The 25,846-nt window shown below is 42.5% G+C and carries 26 protein-coding genes; 17 read left to right on the forward strand and 9 right to left on the reverse strand.

Annotated elements, in window-relative coordinates; all coding sequences use genetic code 11:
* Positions 1–58 precede the first annotated feature (58 nt).
* Complete coding sequence (locus tag L0P88_RS16440) at positions 59–3,511, forward strand: methylmalonyl-CoA mutase family protein (RefSeq protein WP_247131016.1); 3,453 nt, start codon at positions 59–61, stop codon at positions 3,509–3,511.
* A gap of 167 nt (positions 3,512–3,678) precedes the next feature.
* Here L0P88_RS16440 and L0P88_RS16445 read toward each other — a convergent pair whose 3' ends face one another.
* Complete coding sequence (locus L0P88_RS16445; RefSeq protein ID WP_247131017.1) at positions 3,679–4,077, reverse strand: TIGR03643 family protein; 399 nt, start codon at positions 4,075–4,077, stop codon at positions 3,679–3,681.
* Between the two features lie 115 nt (positions 4,078–4,192).
* On the opposite strand from L0P88_RS16445, the gene L0P88_RS16450 reads away from it, so the two are divergent.
* Both L0P88_RS16450 and L0P88_RS16455 read left to right on the forward strand, forming a co-directional pair.
* Complete coding sequence (locus L0P88_RS16450) at positions 4,193–4,660, forward strand: Lrp/AsnC family transcriptional regulator (RefSeq protein ID WP_158780187.1); 468 nt, start codon at positions 4,193–4,195, stop codon at positions 4,658–4,660.
* A 31-nt stretch (positions 4,661–4,691) separates the two neighbouring features.
* Complete coding sequence (locus L0P88_RS16455; RefSeq protein WP_247131018.1) at positions 4,692–6,122, forward strand: alpha/beta hydrolase; 1,431 nt, start codon at positions 4,692–4,694, stop codon at positions 6,120–6,122.
* Here the strand turns inward: L0P88_RS16455 and L0P88_RS16460 are convergent.
* Positions 6,109–6,840 (reverse strand): DJ-1/PfpI family protein, encoded by a 732-nt coding sequence (locus tag L0P88_RS16460; protein ID WP_247131019.1) that lies wholly within the window; start codon positions 6,838–6,840, stop codon positions 6,109–6,111. The two genes, L0P88_RS16455 and L0P88_RS16460, sit on opposite strands and share 14 nt — an antisense overlap.
* Before the next feature lie 65 nt (positions 6,841–6,905).
* Here L0P88_RS16460 and L0P88_RS16465 point away from each other — a divergent pair, with 65 nt between their 5' ends.
* Complete coding sequence (locus tag L0P88_RS16465; RefSeq protein WP_247131020.1) at positions 6,906–7,547, forward strand: DUF1684 domain-containing protein; 642 nt, start codon at positions 6,906–6,908, stop codon at positions 7,545–7,547.
* 40 nt (positions 7,548–7,587) lie between these two features.
* Here L0P88_RS16465 and L0P88_RS16470 read toward each other — a convergent pair whose 3' ends face one another.
* The 5 genes from L0P88_RS16470 to L0P88_RS16490 all read right to left on the reverse strand — a co-directional run bounded on the left by L0P88_RS16470 (position 7,588) and on the right by L0P88_RS16490 (position 11,137).
* On the reverse strand, positions 7,588–8,355 hold the full coding sequence (locus L0P88_RS16470) for a DUF6733 family protein (RefSeq protein WP_247131021.1): 768 nt from the start codon (positions 8,353–8,355) through the stop codon (positions 7,588–7,590).
* Positions 8,356–8,691: 336 nt separating this feature from the next.
* Positions 8,692–9,930, reverse strand: a complete 1,239-nt coding sequence (locus tag L0P88_RS16475) for an ammonium transporter (protein WP_247131022.1) — start codon at positions 9,928–9,930, stop codon at positions 8,692–8,694.
* A 27-nt stretch (positions 9,931–9,957) separates the two neighbouring features.
* Positions 9,958–10,296: a P-II family nitrogen regulator gene (locus tag L0P88_RS16480; RefSeq protein ID WP_158780193.1), complete on the reverse strand. Its 339-nt coding sequence runs from the start codon at positions 10,294–10,296 to the stop codon at positions 9,958–9,960.
* A 273-nt stretch (positions 10,297–10,569) separates the two neighbouring features.
* Positions 10,570–10,941, reverse strand: a complete 372-nt coding sequence (gene crcB, locus L0P88_RS16485; RefSeq protein WP_247131023.1) for a fluoride efflux transporter CrcB — start codon at positions 10,939–10,941, stop codon at positions 10,570–10,572.
* A gap of 16 nt (positions 10,942–10,957) precedes the next feature.
* The gene (locus tag L0P88_RS16490; RefSeq protein WP_247131024.1) at positions 10,958–11,137 is read right to left on the reverse strand and encodes a hypothetical protein; all 180 of its coding nucleotides are present in this window, start codon (positions 11,135–11,137) and stop codon (positions 10,958–10,960) included.
* A gap of 342 nt (positions 11,138–11,479) precedes the next feature.
* On the opposite strand from L0P88_RS16490, the gene L0P88_RS16500 reads away from it, so the two are divergent.
* Positions 11,480–11,866 (forward strand): nucleoside triphosphate pyrophosphohydrolase family protein, encoded by a 387-nt coding sequence (locus L0P88_RS16500; RefSeq protein WP_247131025.1) that lies wholly within the window; start codon positions 11,480–11,482, stop codon positions 11,864–11,866.
* Between the two features lie 33 nt (positions 11,867–11,899).
* Here L0P88_RS16500 and L0P88_RS16505 read toward each other — a convergent pair whose 3' ends face one another.
* Positions 11,900–12,967 carry a branched-chain amino acid aminotransferase gene (locus L0P88_RS16505; RefSeq protein WP_247131026.1) on the reverse strand — a complete coding sequence of 356 codons (1,068 nt, stop codon included), beginning with the start codon at positions 12,965–12,967 and terminating at the stop codon, positions 11,900–11,902.
* Positions 12,968–13,042: 75 nt separating this feature from the next.
* Here L0P88_RS16505 and L0P88_RS16510 point away from each other — a divergent pair, with 75 nt between their 5' ends.
* The 10 genes from L0P88_RS16510 to L0P88_RS16555 all read left to right on the forward strand — a co-directional run bounded on the left by L0P88_RS16510 (position 13,043) and on the right by L0P88_RS16555 (position 22,662).
* Positions 13,043–13,534, forward strand: coding sequence for a DUF4920 domain-containing protein (locus tag L0P88_RS16510; RefSeq protein ID WP_247131027.1), 492 nt, complete (start codon positions 13,043–13,045; stop codon positions 13,532–13,534).
* 2 nt (positions 13,535–13,536) lie between these two features.
* Positions 13,537–14,199, forward strand: a complete 663-nt coding sequence (gene mnmD / locus L0P88_RS16515; RefSeq protein WP_247131028.1) for a tRNA (5-methylaminomethyl-2-thiouridine)(34)-methyltransferase MnmD — start codon at positions 13,537–13,539, stop codon at positions 14,197–14,199.
* A 134-nt stretch (positions 14,200–14,333) separates the two neighbouring features.
* Entirely contained in the window at positions 14,334–15,296 is a 963-nt protein-coding gene (locus L0P88_RS16520; protein ID WP_247131029.1) for a TIGR01777 family oxidoreductase, read from the forward strand.
* Positions 15,297–15,427: 131 nt separating this feature from the next.
* Complete coding sequence (locus L0P88_RS16525; RefSeq protein WP_247131030.1) at positions 15,428–15,997, forward strand: nucleotide exchange factor GrpE; 570 nt, start codon at positions 15,428–15,430, stop codon at positions 15,995–15,997.
* A gap of 6 nt (positions 15,998–16,003) precedes the next feature.
* Positions 16,004–17,116, forward strand: coding sequence for a molecular chaperone DnaJ (gene dnaJ, locus L0P88_RS16530; RefSeq protein ID WP_247131031.1), 1,113 nt, complete (start codon positions 16,004–16,006; stop codon positions 17,114–17,116).
* A gap of 307 nt (positions 17,117–17,423) precedes the next feature.
* The gene (locus tag L0P88_RS16535; RefSeq protein WP_158780202.1) at positions 17,424–18,356 is read left to right on the forward strand and encodes an ABC transporter ATP-binding protein; all 933 of its coding nucleotides are present in this window, start codon (positions 17,424–17,426) and stop codon (positions 18,354–18,356) included.
* Positions 18,353–19,690: an ABC transporter permease gene (locus L0P88_RS16540; protein ID WP_247131032.1), complete on the forward strand. Its 1,338-nt coding sequence runs from the start codon at positions 18,353–18,355 to the stop codon at positions 19,688–19,690. The genes L0P88_RS16535 and L0P88_RS16540 overlap by 4 nt, the downstream gene beginning before the upstream one ends.
* 2 nt (positions 19,691–19,692) lie before the next feature.
* Entirely contained in the window at positions 19,693–20,601 is a 909-nt protein-coding gene (locus tag L0P88_RS16545) for a mechanosensitive ion channel family protein (protein ID WP_247131033.1), read from the forward strand.
* A 6-nt stretch (positions 20,602–20,607) separates the two neighbouring features.
* Positions 20,608–21,489 carry a DUF6268 family outer membrane beta-barrel protein gene (locus L0P88_RS16550; protein ID WP_247131034.1) on the forward strand — a complete coding sequence of 294 codons (882 nt, stop codon included), beginning with the start codon at positions 20,608–20,610 and terminating at the stop codon, positions 21,487–21,489.
* Positions 21,490–21,498: 9 nt separating this feature from the next.
* On the forward strand, positions 21,499–22,662 hold the full coding sequence (locus L0P88_RS16555) for a sigma-54-dependent transcriptional regulator (RefSeq protein WP_158780205.1): 1,164 nt from the start codon (positions 21,499–21,501) through the stop codon (positions 22,660–22,662).
* 1 nt (position 22,663) lies between these two features.
* On the opposite strand, the gene L0P88_RS16560 is transcribed toward L0P88_RS16555, so the two are convergent.
* The gene (locus tag L0P88_RS16560) at positions 22,664–23,380 is read right to left on the reverse strand and encodes a hypothetical protein (protein ID WP_247131035.1); all 717 of its coding nucleotides are present in this window, start codon (positions 23,378–23,380) and stop codon (positions 22,664–22,666) included.
* A 169-nt stretch (positions 23,381–23,549) separates the two neighbouring features.
* On the opposite strand from L0P88_RS16560, the gene L0P88_RS16565 reads away from it, so the two are divergent.
* The gene (locus L0P88_RS16565) at positions 23,550–24,434 is read left to right on the forward strand and encodes a PPK2 family polyphosphate kinase (RefSeq protein WP_247134883.1); all 885 of its coding nucleotides are present in this window, start codon (positions 23,550–23,552) and stop codon (positions 24,432–24,434) included.
* A complete protein-coding gene (locus L0P88_RS16570) occupies positions 24,431–25,831 on the forward strand; it encodes a M20/M25/M40 family metallo-hydrolase (protein WP_247131036.1) in 1,401 nt (466 codons plus the stop codon). The genes L0P88_RS16565 and L0P88_RS16570 overlap by 4 nt, the downstream gene beginning before the upstream one ends.
* The last annotated feature ends 15 nt before the right edge of the window (positions 25,832–25,846 follow it).

Here is a 25,846-nt window from a genome sequence, read left to right on the forward strand (position 1 = left end):
TAATTCAATTTTCATTGCATTTATCTTAACTTGCGGAGCATAAAATTAGGGTTCAACAATGGAACATATAGCACCTTATCGCCCAAAACATAAAATTAGAATTGTAACTGCGGCTTCTTTGTTCGATGGTCACGATGCCGCCATCAATATAATGCGTAGAATAATTCAGGCCACTGGCGTTGAAGTGATCCATTTAGGACATGATAGAAGCGTGGCCGAAGTCGTGGATTGCGCTATTCAGGAAGATGCCAATGCCATTGCCATGACCTCCTATCAGGGAGGGCACAATGAATACTTCAAGTACATGTATGATCTGCTACAGGAGAAGGGTGCTGGGCAAATAAAGGTATTTGGAGGAGGTGGAGGGGTCATTCTTCCGCATGAGACCAAAGATTTGATGAATTACGGTATAGAGCGAATCTACGCTCCCGACGATGGAAGGAAAATGGGCCTCCAGGGAATGATCAATGATTTAGTACAACGGTGTGACGTAGAAGTTCCAAAACTGGATGTTGAAAGCGCCAACGGACTTTCTGGGCAACTCAAAAATAAGGATGTCAATACCATTGCCCGCTTAATTTCCCTGGCAGAAAATCGTCCAGGGGAGTTCCAGGAACACTTCTCGAAGATCGCCCCAAATGATAAGGTACCCGTACTGGGAATTACCGGAACGGGAGGTGCAGGGAAATCCAGTTTGGTGGATGAGTTGATAAGAAGGTTTTTATTGGATTTTCCGGAAAAGCATATCGGGGTCGTTTCCGTAGATCCGTCCAAGCGCAAAACGGGAGGGGCACTTTTGGGGGATAGGATTCGAATGAACGCCATAAACAGTGATCGGGTCTATATGCGTTCCCTGGCAACGCGGCAGTCCAATTTGGCCCTTTCCAAATATGTAGGGGAAGCCATAGCCGTTCTTAAGGCGGCAGCTTTTGATCTGATTATCTTGGAAACCTCGGGAATTGGGCAGTCCGATACGGAGATTTTGGACTTTAGTAATGTTTCCTTATATGTAATGACCCCGGAATTTGGGGCAGCGACCCAATTGGAGAAAATTGATATGCTGGACTTTGCAGATTTGGTGGCCATTAACAAATTTGACAAACGGGGAGCGTTGGATGCCATTAGGGATGTGAGAAAGCAATACGTTCGTAACCATAATCTTTGGGACGCCGAAGACGGTGATCTGCCCATTTATGGCACTATGGCTTCGCAGTTCAATGACCCTGGGATGAACAGTTTGTATACGGCCACAATGAAAGCCCTCTCAGAAAAAACGGAGGCTGGATTACTGGCCGGTTCAAATTTGTCCCTGGGAACTTTGGAAAAACAATTTATCATTCCTCCCGCCCGAACACGCTATTTATCCGAAATAGCTGAAAACAACAGAAGTTATGACCTGTTGGTCAAAGAACAGTCCAATACTGCCCAAAAGTTATATGGAATTTTTACTTCCATTTTAACATTGGCCAACTTGTCCATAAAAGGCGATAACCCACAATATTTTAGTAAGTCCACTATAAACTCCGATGTAATTCTTTCCAAAGCAGATAAGCGCAATAGGGATATCATCAAAATCCTTATGGCGGAGTTTGAGCGGATAAAGATGGATTTACATCCCAGGAATTGGGAGTTGATCATTAACTGGGAAAATCAATTAAAACGATACAAAGCATCCGAGTATACGTATGAGGTTAGGGGAAGGGAAATTAAATTGGAGACCCATTCCACATCATTGTCACATAATCAAATTCCAAAAGTGGCCCTCCCAAAGTATACGGCCTGGGGCGATCTTTTGATATGGATGCTGCAAGAAAACGTCCCCGGGGAATTTCCCTATGCGGCGGGTATTTATCCTTTTAAAAGAACTGGGGAGGACCCTACACGGATGTTTGCCGGCGAAGGTGGTCCGGAACGTACCAATAGGCGATTTCATTACGTGAGTTTGGATATGCCGGCGAAGCGATTGTCCACCGCATTCGATTCGGTTACCTTATATGGGCATGATCCGGATCATCGACCTGATATTTACGGAAAAATTGGAAATTCCGGGGTCTCCATCTGCTGTTTGGATGATGCTAAAAAACTCTATTCGGGATTTGATTTAAGTGACCCAATGACTTCGGTCAGTATGACAATTAATGGCCCGGCACCAATGCTACTGGGTTTCTTTATGAATGCGGCCATTGATCAAAACTGTGAAAAGTACATTAAGGACCATAAGCTGGAAGCCAGGATTGAAAAGAAAATCGAGACGATATATCAAAAAAAGGGAATGGATAGACCTCGGTATATTGGCGAACTTCCAGAAGGGAACAATGGCCTGGGCCTAATGCTTTTAGGTGTTACCGGGGACCAGGTACTTCCCTTGGCGGTATATAACGAAATCAAGGCTAAAACCTTAAATCAGGTGCGCGGTACGGTACAAGCCGATATCCTAAAAGAGGACCAGGCCCAAAACACCTGTATTTTTTCCACGGAATTTGCATTGCGGTTAATGGGGGATGTCCAAGAATATTTCATCAAAAATGCGGTACGTAATTTTTACTCCGTATCCATTTCCGGGTATCATATTGCCGAAGCCGGTGCAAATCCCATTTCCCAATTGGCATTTACCCTGTCCAATGGATTTACATACGTGGAGTATTACTTAAGTAGAGGAATGGATATTGACAAATTTGGACCAAACCTTTCCTTCTTTTTCTCCAATGGGATTGACCCCGAATATGCAGTAATTGGTAGGGTGGCGAGGCGAATTTGGGCCAAGGCCATGCGTGATAAATACGGAGCTGGACCAAGGGCGCAAATGTTGAAGTACCACATCCAGACTTCCGGAAGGAGCCTGCATGCCCAAGAAATTGACTTTAATGATATACGGACCACGCTCCAGGCGCTCTACGCCGTTTATGATAACTGTAATTCCCTGCATACCAATGCCTATGATGAAGCCATCACCACCCCTACCGAGGAATCGGTAAGAAGGGCAATGGCCATTCAACTGATCATCAATAAGGAATTGGGACTTGCAAAAAATGAAAACCCGCTTCAGGGATCCTTTATTATTGAGGAACTGACTGACTTGGTAGAGGAGGCCGTATTGCTCGAATTTGATAGGATCACGGAACGAGGAGGAGTATTGGGTGCCATGGAAACCATGTACCAACGTTCCAAGATACAGGAGGAAAGCCTTCATTACGAGACCTTAAAACATACCGGGGAATATCCCATTATTGGGGTGAACACTTTCTTAAGTTCCAAGGGTTCACCAACAATATTGCCCGCAGAAGTAATTCGTGCCACCACGGAGGAAAAAGATGCCCAAATCCAAACCCTGGAAAACGTGCACAACGGAAATAGGGCCGAAGCAGAACAAGGGTTAAAAGCGTTACAGCAAGTAGCGGTTGAAAATGGCAATACTTTTGACCAGTTGATGGAGGTTACAAAGTATTGCTCTTTAGGTCAGATAACCCATGCACTTTTTCAAGTGGGGGGGCAATACAGAAGAAATATGTAGAAAAGAATGCCTTTTGTACGTAGGATGAATTGAAAAGTGCAAAAAAAAGGGCCTTGTTGGATAATTGGAACTGTGAAATAGCAAAAGTTGTTCGTGCTTAATCTACAAGAAGTTGTTCTTGGAAATAAGGACTTGGGATGTATTTTTGAAACGGAGGGCTTATAAAACTAAGACTCGTTACTAACGAGGGATTTCCGCCATTTTTTGAAGGACTTTTGAAATGTCTTTATCTCCTTTCGTAGTAAGTGCAGATATTCTTTCTCCTTAATACCATCTTTCTCAAGGCCATTGCAGTAGGAAATGATATTCCGCATAATGATGGTGATAAACGTTACATTTTTAAGACGGTTATGCAAAGAATTGGACGTGTACGCTTTCTCTATGGTCACAGGAATCAATGATGCATCCGTAGCAATGGATTCTGCAATAATTGCTCTCAACCCCAAGGTCCTCCGGGAGAAAGCTTTGCCCTCCGAAGAAAAATAATGGGCAAGCGCACCACTTAAATCCCTTAACACCAGGGAGTTCTTGTAAACAGGTAGTGAATTTATACCATTCTTTTCCATGAAAAACCAATATATGGACATATAAAAATACTAATGAAAAAAGGGTTATTGTCTTTAATAATTAAAGCATTTGTATTAATTTTCAAAATATTTTAAAGCAAAAACACTTTTTGATTTGAATTTTAAATTAGATCGTCTAAGCACGGAAATCCTACTTTGTTTACAGCAAAATTCGCGAGTGAGTTTTACGGAAGTAGGTAAAAGGGTAGGTCTTACTTCTCCGGCTGTAGCAGAGCGCGTAAAAAAAATGGAAGACCTTGGCATTATTGAAAGTTATACCACCCATATCTCCCATGCTAAACTGGGTTATCAACTAAGGGCCATTATTACCCTTAGGGCTTTTGTCGGAAAATTGAAGCCTTTTTTGGCTAAAGTTGATACCTTTAAGGAAGTAATCAATTGCTATCGAATTACAGGAAATGAGAATATCATCATGGAGGTCGTTATTCAAGACCAATCACATTTGGAAAAATTTATTGATAAATTAATTGGTTACGGGGAAACCCGAACCCATATAATTTTGTCCAATGTGGTCTCCAATGCCCCGGTAATCAAATTTAAGAATGAACAAAGGACATCTTAATTTTTGGCTAGGTTTTTGTTACTCAACGAGTATGAGTAAGACATTTACATTGCTGACCACTCTTTCCCTGATCTTTTTATCTTTTTCAACCTACTCCCAAGGCCTGAGAATAAAAAAGGGAACGATCATTGATTCGTTGGCGGTGGTTGGTGATTCCATCCCGGAAACCTTTTCGCTTTATTTGCCCAATAAGTTCGAGTTAAATAAAAAATGGCCCCTGCTCATGGTATTTGATATGGAAGGCAGGGGAAAGGACGGAATTTCAAAATTTGTTGGTGTTGCGGACAGTTTGGGTTATGTAGTTGCTGCTCCCAATTCCATACGGGATAGTGTACCAATTTCCGAGAACATGCAACGGACCAAAAGAGTGGTGGACTATCTTTTGGAGCTACTGCCCGTCAACAAAAGTAGGATCTATACCGCCGGCTTTGAAAGCGGGGGAAGGTTTGCCAATTTGGTCCCCATTTTTTTTAGGGAGATTGTAGGTACGGTATCCATTAATGCCGCAATTGCCAATACGGAGTTGCTCAACGCTAAAAACCCTTTTCATTTCATTGGTGTGGTTGATAAAACCAATTTTAATTATCCAACGATCCTTAGGGACGAAAAAGTCTTGAACGGTTTAAAGTTTCCCAATCATATTTTGGTAGGGGATTCCCTCTCAAATAACACTACAGGGAAAAGATTGGCGCAGGCATTATCCTATTTTGAACTTTTGGCCATGGCCAGGGGGAATACGGTCAAGGACTCAGGGTTCATTGAGGCGTTCTACCAAAGCGACCTGGGCCATATAAAGGAATTGTTGGATAAGAACGAATTCTTTCTGGCCAATAGGGCCATGGCAGAAACACAAAATATCTTTAGGACTTTACGGGATACGGATTCCCTCAGGGAAATGAAAAAGAACCTGAAACGTACCAAAGGTTTTCGAATTCAAAAAAGGGAGTTGGAAACCACCCTGTTTAAGGAGACCTTGTTACGGGAGGACTTTGCCTATTATCTGGAAGAAGATGTGTTGACCTATAATTTCAATAATCTGGGTTGGTGGAACTTTCAGATGGAACGGATCAATAAGTTTATCAACGGCAGTAATGCCGCGGAACGTAAAATGGGGTATCGGCTTGTAGGCTATGTCAATGCGTTGGTAGAGGACAATATCTACCTGGTAAAAAGTCAGAAAATCGTTGACGAGGAAGCCCTTGTGCTTTTATTTATGTTAAAGACCATTGCCGAACCCAATAATTTTGACAACTATCTTAAAGTGGCTTCAATCGCATCCAAAAATGAGGATTTTGGAACCGCACTTTTTTATTTGGAAGAAGCCCTAAAAAAAGGCTTCAACTCCAAGGAGCAATTGTACAATATACCCAATACGGCCTTATTGCGCATTACACCAGAGTTCAATGCCTTGGTGAAAAAATACCTTGATAATGCCCGGTATAAGACCACTATTGACGAATGAAAGAAGGGACACTGGCCAAATCCCAATCAATGACCAGTCCCTTGGCCAAGGATTTGGCTATTTCTTTTCCATAGAGAACTTCTGTCAGATATAGGGCGGCTTCAAAGCTTTTGGCCCCACCGGCAGAGGTGATGTATTTATCATCATGCACAAAAAGAACACTATCCTTTACCTCAAGGCGTGGAAACATTTTCCGATAGGTGGCAATATCACTGGGAAATGTTGTGGAGGCAACATTGTCCAAAAGCCCCGCTTTGGCCAAAATAAAGGCCCCATCGCAATGGGATGTCATAAAAATTGCTTCCCTGTCCACTTTTTTTACAAAATTGAGCATTACGGTATCCCTTAGATCAGTATCCAGATGGTGTTCTGCACTGGGAATGACCAAAATATCAATCCTGGGTAGTTCGTCCTTGGTATAATCGTAATCGGGGAGAATACGAACGCCTTCAAAAGAGGTAATGGGCGCTAAGGTTTTGGCTACGGTGAACGTGTTCATGGCTTTAATGTTCTTTCGATATTGGGTATGCTGAAAGATGTCAAAGGGGGCAGTAAATTCCGTATTGTAGACGCCATCCATAATCAGGAAACCAACATTATATCGATTGGGGGCAAGGGTAGGAAACACCCTTTCGGCCTTTGCAACTGATGGTTCTTCCCGATTCTGGCAACCTAGAAGGAAAAAGGCCAGTATACTAAAGGTCAACAATTCTTTCATATCCATATTTTGGGTAAAAGGTACAATTCCCTTGGAAAAAAATCGGACTGATGTATTTTTATGGAATGAAACATCTTGGATATATCCTGGTTTTATTTTTGTGTTCTTGTGGGCAGGGGAAAAAATATCACGATGAACGAACAAATGAGGTCGATGCAGTACCGGCAAAACTCCGAACTATTTTGGAGTATCAGGAGAAAACGAATGAAGAGTTTAAGGACCCTGAAACCTCACCATTGCCCGATAGATTTCGGAAGGATTTTGAAGGCTTGGATTTTTTCCCTGCGGACACTACATATGTGGTAACCGCAAGATTTGAACGAACACCGAACGCCAAACCGTTTAGGATGCCAACCACTACGGATAGAACGTCATGGGAAGTAGTTTATGGAGTCGCCTACTTTTTACTGAATGGTACCGAGCACCAATTGGAAGTCTATAAAAGCTTGGAATTGCCGAGTGCCGCAGGAAATGAAGAATACCTCTTTCTTCCGTTTATGGATTTGACCAATGGGGAGGAGACCTACGGGGGAGGCCGCTATTTGAACCTAAAAATCCCTGAGGGCAATACTTTGGTCATTGACTTTAATCGGGCCTACAATCCGTACTGTGTGTACAATAAAAAATACTCCTGCCCCTTGGTGCCAAGGCAAAATTTTATGAATACCAAGGTGATGGCAGGAGTAAAACAGTTTTCTTTGGATTAGTTGGCCTCGCGACCATTTTCCAAAGGGTTTAAAGTCCGTACTACAAGGACATAAAAAATGCTAACTTATAAAAGTCGTTAGGGGCAAAGCGATCATCTTCATCCGCAAGGTTCCCTCCAAAGGAAAACCTTAGGCCGGCGTTCCCTTTTTGAAACTGTATGTATGGTCCCAACCAAACGTAGCCATCCGCTCTGTCCAGGTCACCACCGCCATTGGTGGAGCCTCCAGAAAGAAAGAGTTCCTCAAAATGCCCTCCAACGGAGAAAAAGTCAGATACTTTATAGCCCAGATTGGCCCAATAGTGTACATAGTTATTGGTGGATTGCAGTGGATTGGGTGCCTGTACTGCCTCGGTCTCATCACTTAAGGCTGCATAATACCCAAAGTAAAATTGTCCCTCCAGCTGCTCCGTACCAAGATTTACGGTTAGGTTGGGGACTATACCGTCTCCGATAATACCAGGTTGGGCGGCACCACTGGAAAGAAGGCTACCCATGGTAAATCCCAGTTGGGGGTTAATGTCAAAGGCACCAACGGTCTTGTTGTACCCAATACCAAATTCTGTCCACTGGCCCCATGCCGATCCGGTACCTGCACCCCATTGGATGCCATAAAAAGTTAGGGCATCGGAATCGCTCAAAGCATATGAAATGGCCATCATAGGGTTAAAGCCAAAAAAGGCATCAAGATTTAGGCTAAGCCCAACATCCACTTTGTCGTCAATACTTGGGGTATCTTGGGCCCAACTTTTTCCCGAAAGGGCTAGAATTCCGCATAGTGCAATTAGAATTGTTCGTTTTTTCAACATGATTTCTAGGTTTTAAAAAAGAATTAATAATTGGTTATTTTTTGATGAAAATCTTAGTAATCGGGATTTAACCGAGTTCTTTACCATCACACTCCAGGCCATGGATGGACCAGTGTTTGGATCGTAATAAAGTGCTATTGGATAACCCCTTTGATGGTTTATTGCTACATCAAATGGTCTTGCGCGAAAGCTTTTTTTAGTATTTTGTAGCATACGTAACCGTTTTCATAGTAACATGTTTTGAGGCCCATGAAGATGGGCGGATTATATTTTTATCTGATTTTTTGAAAAAGGTTGCAGACGGAGCGTTCTGCCAAACGCTCCGTTACCTTTTCATTAATGTTGGTTCATCCTAAAGTCGGCATAAGCATCCATTCCATGTTCGTGGAGGTCCAAACCTTCCAGTTCTTCTTGTTCCGAAACACGGAGTCCTGCTATCTTTTTGATGGCAAACAGAATGATGAAGCCGGTAATTGAGCAGAAAGTTGCTGTAGCTCCAACTCCAGCCAATTGCACCAAGAACTGATCAAGACCGGCCATAGCTCCAAAGATTCCAACGGCCAAAGTGCCCCATATACCACATATTAAATGTACGGCTACCGCTCCAACGGGGTCATCCAACTTTAATCTATCGATCAATGCTACGCCAAATACGATGATTACACCGGCAATCAATCCTATAATAACGGCCTCATTTGGAGACATTTGGTCGGCTCCTGCAGTGATGCCTACCAACCCACCAAGTATACCGTTCAGGAACATGGTCAAATCGAAATTTTTATATCTGACAAATGAGGTGATAAATGCCGATACCCCACCAGCGGCAGCAGCCAAACAAGTGGTGACCAATACTAAAGAGGTCACTGCGGGGTCTGCGGAAAGAACGGAACCTCCGTTAAACCCAAACCAGCCCAACCAAAGTATCAATACACCGGCGGCCGCGAGTGGTAGGTTGTGGCCAGGTATTGCCTTCGGCTTACCATCTTCGCCAAACTTGCCAATACGTGCTCCAAGCAGGTAGATGGCAATCAACGCACCCCATCCCCCAACGGAGTGTACCAATGTGGAACCGGCAAAGTCATAGAAGCCTAGGCCATGTAGCCAGCCACCGCCCCATTTCCAAGCACCCACAATTGGGTATACCAACCCCACATAAAAAATGGTAAAAATCATAAAACCACCAAGTTTTATCCGCTCGGCTACGGCTCCAGAAACAATGGTCGCTGCCGTAGCGGCAAACATCCCCTGGAAAAGGAAATCTGTCCACCAAGTGTAACCACCATCCGCATATTCGGGGGTCATTCCATTTTCAGGTGCCCCAATACCAAAACCAGAAAATTTGAGGAAACCCATATCCCCATCTTCAAATCCTGGGTACATAAGGTTAAATCCACCTATATAGTACAATAGTAATCCTACGGTAATGATAAAAACATTCTTAAAGAGTATGTTCACTGTGTTTTTTTGACGGGTCAGTCCAATTTCCAAAAAGGAAAATCCAAGGTGCATAAAGAACACTAAGGCGGTACATACCATCATCCATACGTTATTTGCTGTAAATAATCCTGCTTCCATAATTTAAAGATTCTAGTTGGTCAGTATTTAGTTGATTCCGGCGTAACCGCTTTCCCCTGTTCGTATTCTGTATGCTTCCAATACTTCGGACACAAATATTTTTCCGTCACCAACATTGCCCGTGGCAGCAGTTTTAATAAGTGTGTCCACCGTTTTTTCAACGAATTCATCAGATACCACAATGACTAAATACCTTCTTTGTATGTCCGTGGTACTGTAGGTGATACCCCGATATACATGGCCCTGCTTTTCATTGCCAACTCCTGTTACATCCCAATAACTGAAAAAGTTGACCTCAATTTCATGAAGCGCTTTTTTCACCTCATCAAATTTTGATTTTCGAATAATTGCCTCGACTTTTTTCATAATTGATTTTTGGTTAAAGTGTCAAATATATGTGAATAGAATCCTAACCCTATATTTTTTTAGGATATGGAATTGATTTTTACGAAGTATTTTGAAAAGAACCCTATAAAATTAGGGGTATGTAAATTTTTTGTAAATTTTTTTGTGAATTTCGATAACTTAAACGACAGTATTGGTCCTTTTAGTTGAGGATAATGTGGTGAAATAGGTTTATCGGATACTTTTTTTGCAATAAAAAGTATAAAAAGATGAAAAGAATGAAAATAACGTGCCTCAAAACAATCTAGAAAGCCAAAGGCCGAGAGATACTGCCAATATACCCGTAATGATGCTTAAAATGGCGTAAATGGAAAAGTGAAGTATTTCCCCGGATTTCAAGAGGGAGTGCTTTTCAAATGCAAAGGCCGAGAAAGTGGTAAAGCCACCACAAAAGCCAGCGACCAATAACAACATCTGATTTTCGGTAAGCAGCTTTCCTTTGGTGAACAGCCCCATTACCAAACCAATTAGTAAACAACCAATGATGTTTACCAGGAAAGTGCCCAGAAAGAAATTTTTAAGAAAAGGATTGAGGGCTTTGGACATTAGAAATCTAAGGGCGCTACCGACACCACCACCCAAAAAGACTAAAAAAACTTGTTTCATGCCCTAAAACTAAGGACTAAACGGCTTTCTTGTACTTGGTTTCAGAAATTTCCGTAGGGGGGAATTTGATGATATTGTCGTCGGAATGTTTCTGAAACTTCTTTTTAAAGCCATCCATGGCACCATTTACACTGAATATTAGTAAAGCCCCATTGACAGCCATTAAAACAAATAAAATGCTGAAAAATGTTATCATTCTTTGGTTAGATTAACACTACAAAAGTACGTCTTTTCCTATTTCATACGAGAGAAAAGCAAGGATTGTTGTAAAAATCTTAATTTTTGTGGTGTATTCAATATAAATGTTAATTTTTGAGAAGGTGTTTAATTATAAAGAGAAAAACCACAAAACCGATAAAGGTCAATACTACCAATTTTACCCCTTTGTAATTCTTTTGGTGTAACTTTTTATCCTTTCGATACATAAAAAACAAAATGATCGTAAATCCAAGAATAAATAAAATGGCAAAAATGGTTTGACCCGTGGAGAACATACTTTTTCTTATTTTTCGCAAAACTAACCCAATTAATGAATTTTATGAAACAGAAATTGGATGCGGTCAAAGCATTTCATCAGGCATTTGGACTAGGGGTTCTCAATGCACCCAAGGCAGATTTGGGATTGGACAAAATAAAACTGCGATTTAATTTAATGGATGAAGAGAACGAAGAGTATCTGGAAGCTGCGCAAAAGGGGGATTTGGTCGAAGTGGCGGATGCGTTGGGGGACATGCTCTACATTCTATGCGGGACAATCCTGGAGCACGGTCTTCAGTACAAAATCGAAGCTGTTTTTAACGAAATCCAACGAAGCAATATGAGCAAATTGGGAACCGATGGCAAACCCATTTATAGGGAAGATGGCAAAGTGATGAAGGGCCCCAATTATTTTGAACCCAATATTTCCGAAATATTGGAAAACTAAAAAGGGGATAACCCCCCTTTTTGCAACGTTATTTTAGCATACACGGTACCGCCAACCGAACTTGTCCTCGGCTCTATTATATTGAATATCCGTAATCTTGGTCTTTAACGTAGAGGCATAGCTGTGCTCCAGTTCGGGTAATACATATTCCTCTCCCTTATATCCAAATGCCGAAATTGGGGATATAACGGCAGCGGTGCCCGCCCCAAACATTTCTTTCAAAGCTCCGTTCTCGGCGGCTTCAACTACTTCGGAAACCTTAATTTTTCGTACTTCCGTTTCAATGCCCATATCTTCGGCAAGCTCCAAAATACTTTTTCTGGTAATCCCGTCTAAAATGCGGTCGCTGGTGGGCGCCGTAAGCAAGGTGTCATTTATCCTAATAAAAATGTTCATGGCCCCTGCTTCCTCTATATACTCATGGTTATGGTCATCTGTCCAAATAACCTGTTGGTAACCTTGGTCCGTTGCCAATTTTGTTGGATAAAATTGTGCTGCGTAATTTCCCCCTGCTTTTGCATATCCAACACCACCGTTTGCGGCCCTGGCGTATGTTTCTTCAATGAGTACCTTTACCTTTCCCGAGAAATAGGCCCCTGAAGGCGCAAGGGCAATCAGAAACTTATATTCATCGGCAGGGGAGGCATGTAGTCCGGTTCCCGAGGCAAACATAAAAGGCCTTACATATAAGGAACTTCCAGGGCTTTGGGGTATCCAATCTTTTTCCAATTCCAATAAGGTGGTCAGGCCCTCCATAAAGTACTCTTGCGGCAGTTCGGGTATGGCCATTCTTTCCGCGGATTTGTTGAGCCGGGCATGGTTGTCCTTTGGTCGAAACAACCAAACTTGTCCTTCCGGGTCCTTGTAGGCTTTCATTCCTTCAAAAATGGATTGCCCATAATGAAAGATTTTTGAGGCAGGGTCCAATGCAATGGGCTGGTAAGGAATGATTTTTGGAACGCTCCATGTTCCATTTTTATAATCAGACACCAACATATGGTCTGTATAGACGCTTCCAAAGGAAAGGTTGTTGAAATCGACCTCGTGGATCTTGGTTGTGGTCGACTTTTCTATAGCGATATGTTTAGATTGTACCTCCATCTACGTATTTTTGCAATGTTAAAATTAGCGAATTTCACTGCATTTTGTGGGGAATGGGCTTATAAATTCAAACAAATGTTAAAGACCGATATTTTTTTACGCAAATCCATTTTTTTTAACATTTTTCTTGTGATTTTGTTGTCTTCCGGGACTACGGGGGTCATTGCACAGGATTATAATACCTACGGTTCTTCTTTTGACGTTGGGGAAGACGTGAAGAAATCCTCAAAAGTATTCGAAAATATGGAGGTTTCCGACCCGTTACAATCCCAGCTAACTGGGGTCATTACTGAAGTTTGTCAGGCCAAAGGCTGTTGGATGAAGGTAGATTTGGTGGATGGAAAGGAGGTCTTTGTCAGGTTTAAGGATTATGGATTTTTTGTCCCAAAGGATGTTGCTGGAAAGGAAGTTATTTTGAATGGAGTTGCCTTTGTGGAGGAAATGACGGTGGAAGACCAGAAGCACTATGCCGAGGATGAAGGCGCAACCCAAGAAGAATTGGCAAAGATTACAAAGCCCAAACAGACCCTTAGGTTTGAAGCGGATGGCGTGCGGATAGCCAACTGATTTTGAAACGTAAGATCATTGTCACCGGAGATGGTTCCAAAACCATTCATATAGAAGATTGGAACGAACAGTACCATTCCAAGCACGGCGCTATCCAAGAAGCGTACCATGTCTTTCTAAAGCATGGACTATTTGCATTGGAACGGTCCCAAGTTTCCATTTTGGAAATAGGCTTTGGTACGGCCTTAAATGCTTTGATTACCTATTACGAAGCACAGAAGAACGGATTTACCATTGATTATGTGGGTGTAGAGGCCTTCCCTGTTTCCCATGGGGAAATTACCCAATTGGATTACGTTTCCCAGTTGGGGGAAAATCAGTTAAGGCCAATCTATGAAAGGATGCATGATTCCCCATGGGGGGAAACCATTGTGCTCAGTCCTTTTTTTAGTTTGACAAAACAACAAAAGGATTTTTTTGAAGTGGAAGATAACGCATCGTTCAATCTTGTTTATTTCGATGCTTTCGGGCCAAGGGTACAGCCCAAACTTTGGACGGCGGAACTATTCGGGAAAATGTACCGGGCGTTGCAGACCAACGGTATCTTGGTTACGTATTCGGCCAAAGGTAGTGTACGAAGAAATCTGGAAGAAGTAGGTTTTTCTGTGGAGCGTTTACCAGGACCGCCAGGAAAAAGGGAAATGCTCAGGGCGGTCAAGATCTAACGAGCTTTCCATCTTTTTGGGATTGGCCAGTACCTTTTGCCAAGGTTGGCCCAAAAGTTCAACAAGACTGTTAAATTGCTTTTAATACTTGGAAATCAGACAATTCAAAGCTTTACATTTGTAAAAAAATTAGCATGAGGGTATTGATTACGGGCGCCACGGGATTAGTGGGGAAAGCCATAGTAGCGGAGCTAAAGCAAAGGGATATCCCAATTAATTATCTTACTACACGGGAAGATAAAATCCTTAAGGAAGGGAACTATCAGGGATATTTCTGGAACCCCTCCAAAGGTGAGATTGACAAAAATGCGTTCAAGGGAGTAACGGCGATCATCAACCTTGCCGGGGCAACAATTTCAAAAAAATGGACCGCTTCCTACAAAAAAGAGGTGCTCGAAAGTAGACTGAATAGTCTAAGAACCTTAAAAAAGGGATTGCAGGATTCCGGCAATGATACAGTGGAAGCTTTTGTTTCCGCTTCCGCCATTGGCATATACCCATATTCCCTGACTACATTTTATGAGGAAAATGAAACCGAGGTCGATACTAGTTTTTTGGGAGAAGTAGTAGCGGCCTGGGAAAAGGAAATCGATACTTTTCAATCATTCAATTTTAAGGTGTCCAAAATTAGAATTGGATTAGTACTATCCAACCAAGGAGGTGCCTTGCCAAAAATGGTTGCCCCTGTGAACAATTATGTGGGTGCGGCCTTTGGTTCAGGTGAACAATGGCAATCGTGGATTCATATTCAGGATTTGGCAAGAATGTTCCTGTTTGTTCTGGAAAATGGATTAAAAGGGACTTTTAATGGGGTGGCACCTAACCCGGTCACCAATGCAAAACTGACCAAGGAACTGGCCAAGGTGCTGAAAAAGCCCTTGATTATGCCAAATGTTCCCAAAATAATGATGGAACTGGTTTTGGGGGAAATGGCCTATTTGCTCTTTGCAAGTCAGCGGGTGAGCAGCAAGCGGATAGAAAAGAAAGGATTCATTTTCAATTATAAAAACATCTGTAGTGCTTTGGAAAGCTTTTATGGTGGTGAAGAATGCCAGGAAGAGGCTACAAAACCATCATATGAGGGAAATTATGGTTAGATTTTTGTCCCATGATATGAAAACCGCCGAATAGGCGGTTTTTTTTATGTAATCCTGTGACATTTTGACATTTATTTAGGGAATGGCAGTACTTTTGCCGGCTCATATTCGAGTTTAAAGTAGATAAGCACATGAGTAAAAAAAGTAAGGTTCAGGAAGTGGATGAAACCGTTGAAGAACAACAATCCGTGGATGCGACTGAGCTTGACCGGGAAGAAGTTTCCAACGAAGGGGCAATAGACGAAGAACTTTCGGAAGAAGAGCAACTTCGCGAGGAACTTGCCAAGGAAAAGGACAAATTTTTACGTCTTTTTGCAGAATTTGAAAACTTTAAAAAGCGAACCTCCAAAGAACGGATGGAGCTTTTTAAAACTGCGGGACAAGAGGTAATTGTATCCTTACTTCCCATTATGGATGATTTTGACCGGGCACTTAAGGAGATTGCAAAGACCAAGGAAAAAGAATTGCTCAAAGGTGTGGAACTGATCAATACCAAGTTTAGGGAAACATTGAAATCCAAAGGTTTGGAAGAGGTTGAAGTAGGGGAGGGCGACACTTTTGATGCCGAAATACACGATGCCGTAACCCAAATTCCGGCACCAAATAAAAAATTGCAGGGTAAGGTGATCGATGTGATTGAAAAAGGTTATAAGCTTGGCGATCGTATCATACGTCACCCAAAAGTTGTGGTTGGGAACTAAAGAATTATGAAAGAGGATTTTTACGATATACTAGGTGTCCCCAAAGGAGCTTCGGCGGCTGAAATAAAGAAGGCCTATCGAAAAAAGGCTTTGGAATACCACCCTGATAAGAACCCTGGTGATGCCAAGGCAGAAGAAATGTTCAAAAAAGCTGCGGAAGCCTATGAGGTATTGAGCGACCCTGACAAAAAGGCCAAATACGATCAGTTTGGCCATGCTGCTTTTGAAGGTGGTGGTTTTGGTGGTGGCGGTATGAACATGGAAGATATTTTCAGTCAATTTGGAGATATTTTTGGCAGTGCCTTTGGTGGTGGGTTCGGTGGTTTTGGTGGTTTTGGCGGTGGCCAGCGCCGTGTAAAGGGCAGTAACCTTAGAATTCGTGTGAAACTTACCCTGGAAGAAGTGGCCAATGGTGTGGAGAAAAAGGTAAAAGTGAAGCGCAAGCTACAAGCAGAAGGGGTTACTTACAAAACTTGTGGAACCTGTGGGGGAAGTGGTCAGGTGACCAAAATCACAAACACCATTTTGGGCCGAATGCAAACGGCAACAACCTGTAGTACATGCGGTGGGACAGGACAAGTAATTGACCATAGGCCCAGTGGGGCGGATGCCCAGGGACTAAAGATCGTTGAAGAGACCGTTTCCATAAAAATTCCCCCGGGTGTGGAAGATGGAATGCAGCTCAAAGTTTCCGGAAAGGGCAATGGTGCCCCAGGGAATGGAGTGGCAGGGGATTTATTGGTGGCCATAGAGACCGAGGATCATCCCACGTTAAAGCGGGAAGGCGACAACCTTCACTATGATCTGTACATCAGTATTTCCGAAGCCGTATTGGGCAGTTCCAAAGAAATAGATACCGTTGGTGGCAAAGTCCGAATTAAATTGGAATCCGGAATACAATCCGGTAAGATTCTTAGACTACGGGGGAAGGGTATCCAAAGCTTGAACGGATACGGCAGTGGAGATCTGTTGGTGCACGTTAATGTATGGACACCCAAGGAGTTGACCCGTGAACAACGTGAGTTTTTTGAACGTATGCAAAGTGATGACAATTTTGTGCCAAAACCCGAGAAATCCGATAAATCCTTTTTTGAAAAGGTCAAGGATATGTTCTCATAGGAATACTATTAAACAAAAAATCATTTTGTTCAGCGAAAAAACGTATATTTGACCTTGATACTGTAGACCAGTATCTAATTTTCTTTTTCATAGCAATTTTTTTCCCATCCTTAAACCTTTAAGGGTGGGTTTTGCTTTTAAGGGCAAAACGCTAATTACAAATTGAAGAACCCCGAACAGAACTACGATTCAAGGGTTATACTATATTTTAAATGTTCACAAATGATGGCGGATAGGTAGTTTTTGCCAATTTGGATAATACATTACAAAAAATCCACATAATTGTATCTTTGGCAAAAATTTTTGCATGACCCCTATTTTGGTTGCGGAAAACGTTTCAAAGTCCTTTGGAGAACATACCGCACTAAGTAATGTTTCCCTAGATATCCCAAAGAATTGCATTTATGGTCTTTTGGGCCCTAATGGAGCGGGGAAGACTACGCTTATCCGTATCATCAACCAAATTACGTATCCGGATACGGGGCAGGTGTTTTTTGATGGGGAACCATTGGCTCCAAAACATATTGCCACCATTGGATATTTGCCCGAAGAACGTGGACTATATAAAAGCATGAAGGTAGGGGAGCAGGCACTGTATCTGGCACAACTTAAGGGCCTTTCCAAAGTAGAAGCAAAAAAGCGGCTCAAATACTGGTTTGAACGTCTGGAAATAGGCGACTGGTGGAACAAAAAGATCCAAGAGCTTTCCAAGGGGATGGCACAAAAAATACAGTTCATCGTTACCGTGCTCCACCAACCCAAACTGCTCATTTTTGATGAACCGTTCAGTGGTTTTGATCCCATTAACGCCAATAGAATAAAGGATGAGATTTTGGAATTGAAAAAACAGGGTACCTCCATCATCTTCTCAACCCACCGTATGGAATCCGTGGAAGAACTTTGTGAGTACATCACCCTAATCCATAAATCGCATAAAATTTTGGAAGGAAAACTGTCCGATATTAAAAAAGCCCACAAAAACAATGTTTTTAAAGTAGGATTGCAGGTCAATGGACAGGGGGAAGGGATTTTAAAAGAGCTACAGGAGCGGTTTAGAATATTGAACCATGTATTTGATCCAAAGGAAAAACAATTGGACTTTACCCTAAAGCTTCCCTCGGGAGATACTACCGAAGCTTTGGCCCATCTCGCCACCAGGGCAAACATCAATCACTTTGAAGAAACCATTCCTACCGCCAATGATATCTTTATCCAAACCGTTAAAGCAAAGGGTGAATGAACAAACTGGGATTGATTGTCAAAAGGGAATACCTTGCCAAGGTTAGGAACAAATCCTTTGTGGTAATGACCTTTTTAAGCCCCATTTTAATGGTGGGCATGGTGGTTCTTATAGCGTATTTGACCAAAATAAACGACAGTGAAACACATATTGTTTCGGTATTGAACGATAGTCGATACTTTCATGGTGATTTTCTTCCGGGAGAATCGGTTTCGTTCATTGAATTTACCGACATAGCCCTTGAAGAGGCGAAAGATTCCACTTTGGCCCTGCAGTATGATGGTTTGCTTCATATTCCTAAATCCAATAATCTGGAAGATGCTTCCCAAGCGGCTTTCCTATATACCAAGGACAATCCAACCAGCCAGGTATTGAATCGATTGGAGGATATTTTTGAAAATCGTTTACGCAAGGACCGATTGGAAAACCTAGGGGTCTCCTCCAGGGAATTTGCCAGTATCGAAAAGGAATACGAGCTTCGGACCGCTACCTTTAAAGGAGAACGGAACTTAAAGGGAATTAATGAAATAAAGGCATTTATCGGTGGTGGTTTTGGTTACCTTATTATGATGTTCATTATTATTTACGGTGGATTTGTAATGCGCAGTGTCATTGAGGAGAAAACTACCCGGATCATTGAAGTGATCATTTCTTCCGTTAAACCATTTCAACTGATGCTGGGGAAAATCTTAGGGACTTCCTTGGCGGGTGTCACACAATTTGCCATCTGGATTTTTTCCGCTTCGTTGCTCTTATTTGTGGCTTTGCTGTTGTTTGACATCGATATGGCCGCATTGGGCGGTCAAGCAGCGATTTCTCCCAGTGGCATGGAAGGCTTACCATCCATACCGGAAGGGGACGACGATATTCAAAAATATGTGAATGAACTTTTTAAGATTCCCTGGCTCTTATTGTTGTTTTCCTTTGTTATTTACTTTGTATTGGGATATCTCATCTATAGTTCCATTTATGCGGCAATAGGCGCCGCAGTGGATAACGAGACGGATACGCAGCAATTTATTTTCCCTATTATCCTACCTTTGATGTTGGCCATTTATGTAGGATTCTTTTCCGTTTTCAGCAATCCACATGGTCCCATAGCCGTTGGTTTTTCGTTATTTCCACTTACTTCTCCCATTGTAATGCTAATGCGACTCCCGGGCGGAATTGGGGAAGGTGGTGTTCCATTGTGGCAATTACTACTTAGTATACTACTTTTGATCATTACGTTTTTGGCCATTGTTTGGCTAGCGGCAAAAATCTACCGGGTGGGTATTTTGATGTACGGTAAAAAACCTTCTTATAAGGAACTTTATAAATGGCTTAAGTATTAAGGATGCAGGAGCAAGATAATACCATGAAGGAAATTTTGGAAAAGGACATTTGGGGTTCTGTTCAAGATTTCTTGAATTGGGGCTTGCATTTGGGTCAAGGGGAGAAGTCCATCCATATTACCGTGGGGTTGGTGCTGTTACTGAGCTTTGCATTTATTGCTACCAGTTTTGTGCTTAAGATGTTACGTAAGCTCTTTACGAGGAAAATGGGGCAAGAGGACAGGCTCAAGTTCATTAGCATCTTTAAGTTCATAAAATATGTGGTCTACCTTGTGGTGATCCTGGTGACCATGAGTGCAGCTGGCATCAATGTAACGGTCATTCTTACGGCATCGGCAGCGCTTTTTGTTGGTCTGGGATTGGCATTACAAGAACTATTTCAGGATATCATTGCCGGAATCCTGATCATGGTGGACAAATCGCTTCAGGTTGGGGACATTGTGGATGTAGATGGAAAAATTGGCAAAGTGTTTGAAATAAAATTGCGAACGACCCGTGCAATTACCAGGGACGATAAAATCGTCATCATCCCAAACCACAAATTCATTAGCAATACCATTTATAATTTTACGCAAAACCACAAGACCACACGGGAGAATGTAAAGGTTGGTGTGGCTTATGGTAGCAATGTGGAGTTGGTTACCCGTTTATTGGAGGAAGCCGTCTTGGAAAGGACAGGAGTATTGAAAAACCCAAAACCCTTTGTACTTTTTGAGGATTTTGGGGATTCTGCGCTCTTGTTCTCCATTAATTTTTTTATCAATGACAGCTTTAGCGACCCTAGAATAAAAAGCGATATTCGCTACGCCATAGATAGGAAATTTAGGGCCAATAACGTTACCATACCGTTTCCACAAAGGGATGTACATCTTTTTCAACATAACCCGAACCCTTCATCCTTAACCCCATGACATAGGATGACCAAAAAACAGTGTTCGCTATTTTCCATCCTGTTCTTGTGTGCCAAATGTGCCATGGTAAATGCCCAAAGTACGGATTTGTTCCGATTGGAATATCTGAGAATACCGGAAAACAATACGGGAATAAACACCTCCAGATATCGTGCCTTGGTCAATGTTCCCTTGAAGATCAACCAAAACGATTATTTGATCCTGGGAGCCGAATACAACGAGTTTGATATAGAATTTAGAAAGGAAACACCCTTTAACAAGGATGAAATAGAGCAGCTTCACATTGCGGACTTCAATCTGGGCTATATCACCAAATGGAACGAGAATTGGCGACTGGTGGGTATAGTAACGCCGCGACTGGCCTCAAATTTAAAAGGGGGAATCAGTTCCGATGATCTGTTCTTCAACGCCACTGCATCCCTTTGGAAAGAGGTCAAGGATGTCGAAAAACCGTTCCGTATTGTCTTGGGGTTTGCCTTTAACAGTACTACGGGAATTCCCATACCCTTGCCATTGGTAAGCTATTATCGTAGGTTCCATCCCAAATGGTCCTATACCCTTGGTATACCAAGGGCCAATTTTAGGTATCATATTTCGGATAGGCATACCCTTCAATTGGCATTATTATTGGATGGTTACTTTATAAATGTCCAGGACGATATTGAACTTCCCGATAATAAAGTGGGGTCCCGGATTTCATTGTCGGCTTTGGTCGCAACACTCTGGTATCAATACAATATCAATAAGAATATGTCCTTTTATGCCAATTTTGGACGTTCATTGATTTTGGACAGTACATTGCGTGATGATAATCGTAATGACGTATTTTTATTGAATAATGAAGCGAATCTGTTCCTCAGGGGAGGATTTAGAATATCCATTTTTTAAAAACAGTTTATGTCTAAAATATTGGTCATTGAAGATGAAGCAGCCATTAGGCGGGTTTTGGTAAAGATCTTATCGGAAGAAAATGATGCCTATCAAGTGTCTGAAGCAGAAGACGGTGCAAAGGGGTTGGAAATATTAAAAAAAGATGATTTTGACCTTGTTATGTGCGACATTAAAATGCCCAAAATGGACGGTGTAGAAGTACTGGAGGCAGCCAAGAAGGAAAAACCGGAAATTCCTTTCATCATGATTTCCGGTCATGGTGATTTGGACACGGCAGTGAATACCATGCGCCTGGGAGCTTTTGACTATATCTCCAAACCACCGGATTTGAACCGACTGTTGACTACCGTGCGAAATGCTTTGGACAAAAAGGAATTGGTGGCCGAAAATAAAATCCTGAAAAAAAAGGTCAGCAAAAACTATGAAATGGTTGGTAATAGCCCGGCCATTGGGGGCATTAAAGGGATAATTGATAAAGTTGCCCCAACTGATGCCCGTGTACTGATTACAGGTTCCAATGGAACGGGTAAGGAATTGGTTGCCCATTGGGTCCATCAAAAAAGCCACCGTTCCAATGCACCGTTTATTGAAGTGAATTGTGCGGCCATTCCTTCAGAATTGATAGAAAGTGAATTGTTCGGTCATGTAAAAGGGGCCTTCACCTCTGCAGTAAAGGATCGTGCCGGCAAGTTTGAAGCGGCCAATAAAGGGACTATTTTTCTGGATGAGATTGGGGATATGAGCCTTTCTGCACAGGCAAAGGTTTTACGGGCACTACAAGAGAACAAAATTTCCCGGGTAGGCTCCGATAAGGACATCAAAGTGGATGTCCGTGTGCTTGCCGCCACCAATAAAGATTTAAAAAAAGAGATCAAGGAGGGGAAGTTCCGGGAAGATTTATACCATAGATTGGCAGTAATCCTAATTCAAGTGCCCTCCCTGAATGAACGAAGGGAGGATATTCCATTGCTTATTGAGTTCTTTTCCAAAAAGATTGGGGATGAACAAGGGTCCGTACCAAAGGTTTTTTCAGCTAAAGCCGTGGAGCTGTTAAAGGGCTATGATTGGACCGGTAATGTACGCGAATTGCGCAATGTTGTAGAACGATTGATTATTCTTGGGGGTGAGGAAGTAAGTGAGGATGACGTTAAGTTGTTTGCGAGTAAGTAATTTATTTTTGTGGGCAACCCTCCAACCTTAAAAGGGCATCCAGGGCTATGGTCCTAACTTCCAAATGGTATTTGTGCTGTGCTTGGGTCAGGGTCTTTCGTTCCAATTGCGCATTGGATTTGCTAACAATTTTGTTTATAAAATTAAAGGCGTCCTCGCAATCCACATAGTTCACTACAGCATCCAAGGAGTTTTCAAATTCCGCCAAACCCTTCTCCATCGTTCGTTGGAGTTGTTTGGCCGGGGTCAATAGAATCCCTCCCTGTTCGTTAAGAACCTCCTTGGTGTTCATGACCAAAATATCATCTCCATAATTACTGGCGTATTCCTCTTCAAACCTTTTTAAGGCATCAATGGCGACCAATGTGTTTTGTAGGGCAAGTTTTAAATAACTCTTTGAGTCATCCATGGATTTTGAACGTGTTGCGTTCTTAAGGTGCATCTCGGCATCCTTGGCTGTTTTCAATGCAGGCTCACACCCGCAATCACTAAAATTGACCTTTGCTTTCTCCATACTGTTCAAGGCTTTAAAAGCATGGTATCTCGCCATTTTCAATGAGCTTGTCTTGAGTGCCGTTTGTGTGTGTTTTTTAATGGAAAGCGCATCAACGTTAGCCAACTGACAGGCGTTGATGGTCGTAAAGGAAAGCGCCAATAACAGTCCTAAAAGCCCAAGAATTATGCCCAAAATGGGCAATATCTTCTGATAGGATTTCATATGGTATGATTTGGTCCCATAAAATTAGCCGATACCACAGCTTGGGATGAAATTCCATCGGCGAAAAACAACTTTTTACTACAAAAGGGGAAAATTGATCAATATTTCGATAAACGGTAATGGGTGTATCCGTTGTTACCTGCTCCCAAAAATGTGTATATTTCAAGCTATGGAAGAAATCAATAGTGATAAATACAAAGTCAAGGGTCCCATTGAGTTGTCCAATATACCCACCTTGGAGGATTTTGGTAAGACCGGCAAGGAACTTAAAAGGAAATTGGAAAGTGTTAGCGAAGAACTGGCCGATTTTCAAGATACGCTTTATTCCCACGGGAAGTATGGGGTATTGGTCTGTCTGCAAGGGATGGATACCGCCGGTAAGGACAGTTTGATCCGTGAAGTCTTCAAGGAGTTGAATGCAAGGGGAGTGGTGGTGCACAGCTTCAAAGTACCAAGTAAGCTCGAATTGCGCCATGACTACCTATGGCGTCATTATATTGCACTGCCAGAGCGCGGGAAGTTCAGTGTTTTTAATAGAACACACTATGAAAATGTCCTGGTTACCAAAGTCCATCCCCATTACATTTTAGGGGAAAACATACCGGGTATTGACAGTATGGATGATATCAACGAAGCCTTCTGGGAAAAACGTTACCGACAAATCAACGATTTTGAACGCCACATTTCCGAAAATGGCACGATTATCTTCAAATTCTTCCTTCATCTTTCAAAAGAGGAACAGCGCCAACGTTTGTTGCGAAGACTTCGGTTGAGAAGAAAGAACTGGAAGTTTTCCCCTGGTGACCTAAAGGAACGAAAACTATGGGACAGCTATCAAAAATGCTATGAGGAAGCCATTAACAAGACCTCCAGGGAACATGCCCCCTGGTACATTGTTCCAGCGGATGATAAAAGGGCAGCCCGCGTTATTGTGGCTTCCATATTGTTGGAATCGTTAAAAAAATATAAAGATGTAAAAGAACCGGAATTAGATGCTGAAATAAAAGCTAACTTAGAATCCTTCAAGCAACAACTGGAAAAAGAAAACGAATGAACCCAAGATTACTCCTTGTCCTTTTTTTTAGCTGTACGTTGTTCCTACGGGCACAGTCAGAAGATGAGAAACAATTAAAGGCCATTTACGATATGGCACTTACCAATGGAAAGGCCTATGAATGGTTAAACTACCTTTCCAACCAAATAGGGGGGCGTTTATCCGGCTCGGTACAGGCACAGGAGGCTATTGAATACACGAAACGTCAAATGGATTCCCTTGGGCTGGACAGGGTATGGTTGCAACCCGTTATGGTACCCAAATGGGTAAGGGGGACCCCGGAATTCGCCTATATTGAAACCCGACCCGGTATAACCACCAATGTTCCCATTTGTGCTTTGGGAGGTTCCGTGGCAACACCGGATGGTGGATTAAAGGCCAGTATTGTTGAAGTACAGGGTATTGAAGATTTGGAAAAGCTGGGAAGGGAAAAGATTGAGGGAAAAATAGTCTTCTACAATCGCCCTATGGATCCTACCCAGATCAGCACTTTTAGTGCCTATTCCGGCTGTGTGGACCAACGCTATTCCGGCGCTGCCGAAGCGGGGAAATATGGTGCGCGGGGCGTAATCGTACGTTCCATGAACCTTAGACTGGATGATTATCCACATACGGGGGCAATGAGTTACGGGGAAACCCCGGTGGAAAGCCGTATTCCTGCCGCCGCCATCAGTACCAATGGAGCAGAACTCCTGAGTACAACACTAAAATTGAATCCGGAAATTAAATTTTTCTTCAAGCAAAGCTGTAAGCAATATCCCGATGTACAATCGTATAACGTAATCGGTGAAATTCGAGGTTCCGAATATCCCAATGAAATCATGATCGTTGGGGGACATTTGGACTCTTGGGACTTAGGGGATGGGTCCCATGACGATGGAGCCGGGGTTGTCCAGAGTATGGATGTATTGCGATTGATCAAGGCAAATGGCTATCGGCCCAAACGAACCATTAGGGCGGTGCTTTTTATGAATGAAGAAAACGGATTGCGCGGTGGGAAAAAATATGCCGAAGTGGCCAGGCAAAAAAATGAAACCCATGTATTTGCACTTGAAAGTGACGCCGGAGGATTTACCCCAAGGGGCTTTTCCTTTGAATGTACGGATGAAAATTTTGAACAGATTGAAGGATGGAAATCCCTTTTTGAACCTTATTTGATACATATGTTCGTTCGCGGGGGGAGTGGTGCGGATGTGGGGCCCTTACGGGATGAAAATATTGTGCTGTCCGGTTTACGGCCCGATAGCCAACGCTACTTTGACCACCACCATGCGGAAAACGATACTTTTGAACATGTAAACAAACGGGAGTTGGAACTGGGAGCGGCTACAATGACCAGTTTGGTGTATTTAATGGACAAGTATGGAACGGCAAAACCAAAAAAGGTAAAAGGATAGCTCCTTTCGTTTCCA

Origin of the sequence: Muricauda sp. SCSIO 64092 (assembly GCF_023016285.1) — a bacterium.
Lineage (GTDB): Bacteria > Bacteroidota > Bacteroidia > Flavobacteriales > Flavobacteriaceae > Croceivirga.

Excerpts from the sequence above, each read along its gene's own strand:
- L0P88_RS16470 (WP_247131021.1), bottom strand. The coding sequence starts at position 8,355 with ATGTTGAAAAAACGAACAATTCTAATTGCACTATGCGGAATTCTAGCC.
- L0P88_RS16525 (WP_247131030.1), top strand. The coding sequence starts at position 15,428 with ATGAGTAAAAAAAGTAAGGTTCAGGAAGTGGATGAAACCGTTGAAGAA.
- L0P88_RS16480 (WP_158780193.1), bottom strand. The coding sequence starts at position 10,296 with ATGAAAAAAGTCGAGGCAATTATTCGAAAATCAAAATTTGATGAGGTG.
- L0P88_RS16570 (WP_247131036.1), top strand. The coding sequence starts at position 24,431 with ATGAACCCAAGATTACTCCTTGTCCTTTTTTTTAGCTGTACGTTGTTC.
- L0P88_RS16565 (WP_247134883.1), top strand. The coding sequence starts at position 23,550 with ATGGAAGAAATCAATAGTGATAAATACAAAGTCAAGGGTCCCATTGAG.
- L0P88_RS16445 (WP_247131017.1), bottom strand. The coding sequence starts at position 4,077 with ATGGAAAAGAATGGTATAAATTCACTACCTGTTTACAAGAACTCCCTG.
- L0P88_RS16465 (WP_247131020.1), top strand. The coding sequence starts at position 6,906 with ATGAAACATCTTGGATATATCCTGGTTTTATTTTTGTGTTCTTGTGGG.
- L0P88_RS16440 (WP_247131016.1), top strand. The coding sequence starts at position 59 with ATGGAACATATAGCACCTTATCGCCCAAAACATAAAATTAGAATTGTA.
- L0P88_RS16510 (WP_247131027.1), top strand. The coding sequence starts at position 13,043 with ATGTTAAAGACCGATATTTTTTTACGCAAATCCATTTTTTTTAACATT.
- L0P88_RS16540 (WP_247131032.1), top strand. The coding sequence starts at position 18,353 with ATGAACAAACTGGGATTGATTGTCAAAAGGGAATACCTTGCCAAGGTT.
- L0P88_RS16475 (WP_247131022.1), bottom strand. The coding sequence starts at position 9,930 with ATGGAAGCAGGATTATTTACAGCAAATAACGTATGGATGATGGTATGT.
- dnaJ (WP_247131031.1), top strand. The coding sequence starts at position 16,004 with ATGAAAGAGGATTTTTACGATATACTAGGTGTCCCCAAAGGAGCTTCG.
- L0P88_RS16460 (WP_247131019.1), bottom strand. The coding sequence starts at position 6,840 with ATGAAAGAATTGTTGACCTTTAGTATACTGGCCTTTTTCCTTCTAGGT.
- L0P88_RS16490 (WP_247131024.1), bottom strand. The coding sequence starts at position 11,137 with ATGATAACATTTTTCAGCATTTTATTTGTTTTAATGGCTGTCAATGGG.
- L0P88_RS16535 (WP_158780202.1), top strand. The coding sequence starts at position 17,424 with ATGACCCCTATTTTGGTTGCGGAAAACGTTTCAAAGTCCTTTGGAGAA.
- L0P88_RS16550 (WP_247131034.1), top strand. The coding sequence starts at position 20,608 with ATGACCAAAAAACAGTGTTCGCTATTTTCCATCCTGTTCTTGTGTGCC.
- L0P88_RS16560 (WP_247131035.1), bottom strand. The coding sequence starts at position 23,380 with ATGAAATCCTATCAGAAGATATTGCCCATTTTGGGCATAATTCTTGGG.
- L0P88_RS16455 (WP_247131018.1), top strand. The coding sequence starts at position 4,692 with ATGAGTAAGACATTTACATTGCTGACCACTCTTTCCCTGATCTTTTTA.
- crcB (WP_247131023.1), bottom strand. The coding sequence starts at position 10,941 with ATGAAACAAGTTTTTTTAGTCTTTTTGGGTGGTGGTGTCGGTAGCGCC.
- L0P88_RS16555 (WP_158780205.1), top strand. The coding sequence starts at position 21,499 with ATGTCTAAAATATTGGTCATTGAAGATGAAGCAGCCATTAGGCGGGTT.
- L0P88_RS16505 (WP_247131026.1), bottom strand. The coding sequence starts at position 12,967 with ATGGAGGTACAATCTAAACATATCGCTATAGAAAAGTCGACCACAACC.
- L0P88_RS16545 (WP_247131033.1), top strand. The coding sequence starts at position 19,693 with ATGCAGGAGCAAGATAATACCATGAAGGAAATTTTGGAAAAGGACATT.
- L0P88_RS16500 (WP_247131025.1), top strand. The coding sequence starts at position 11,480 with ATGAAACAGAAATTGGATGCGGTCAAAGCATTTCATCAGGCATTTGGA.
- L0P88_RS16520 (WP_247131029.1), top strand. The coding sequence starts at position 14,334 with ATGAGGGTATTGATTACGGGCGCCACGGGATTAGTGGGGAAAGCCATA.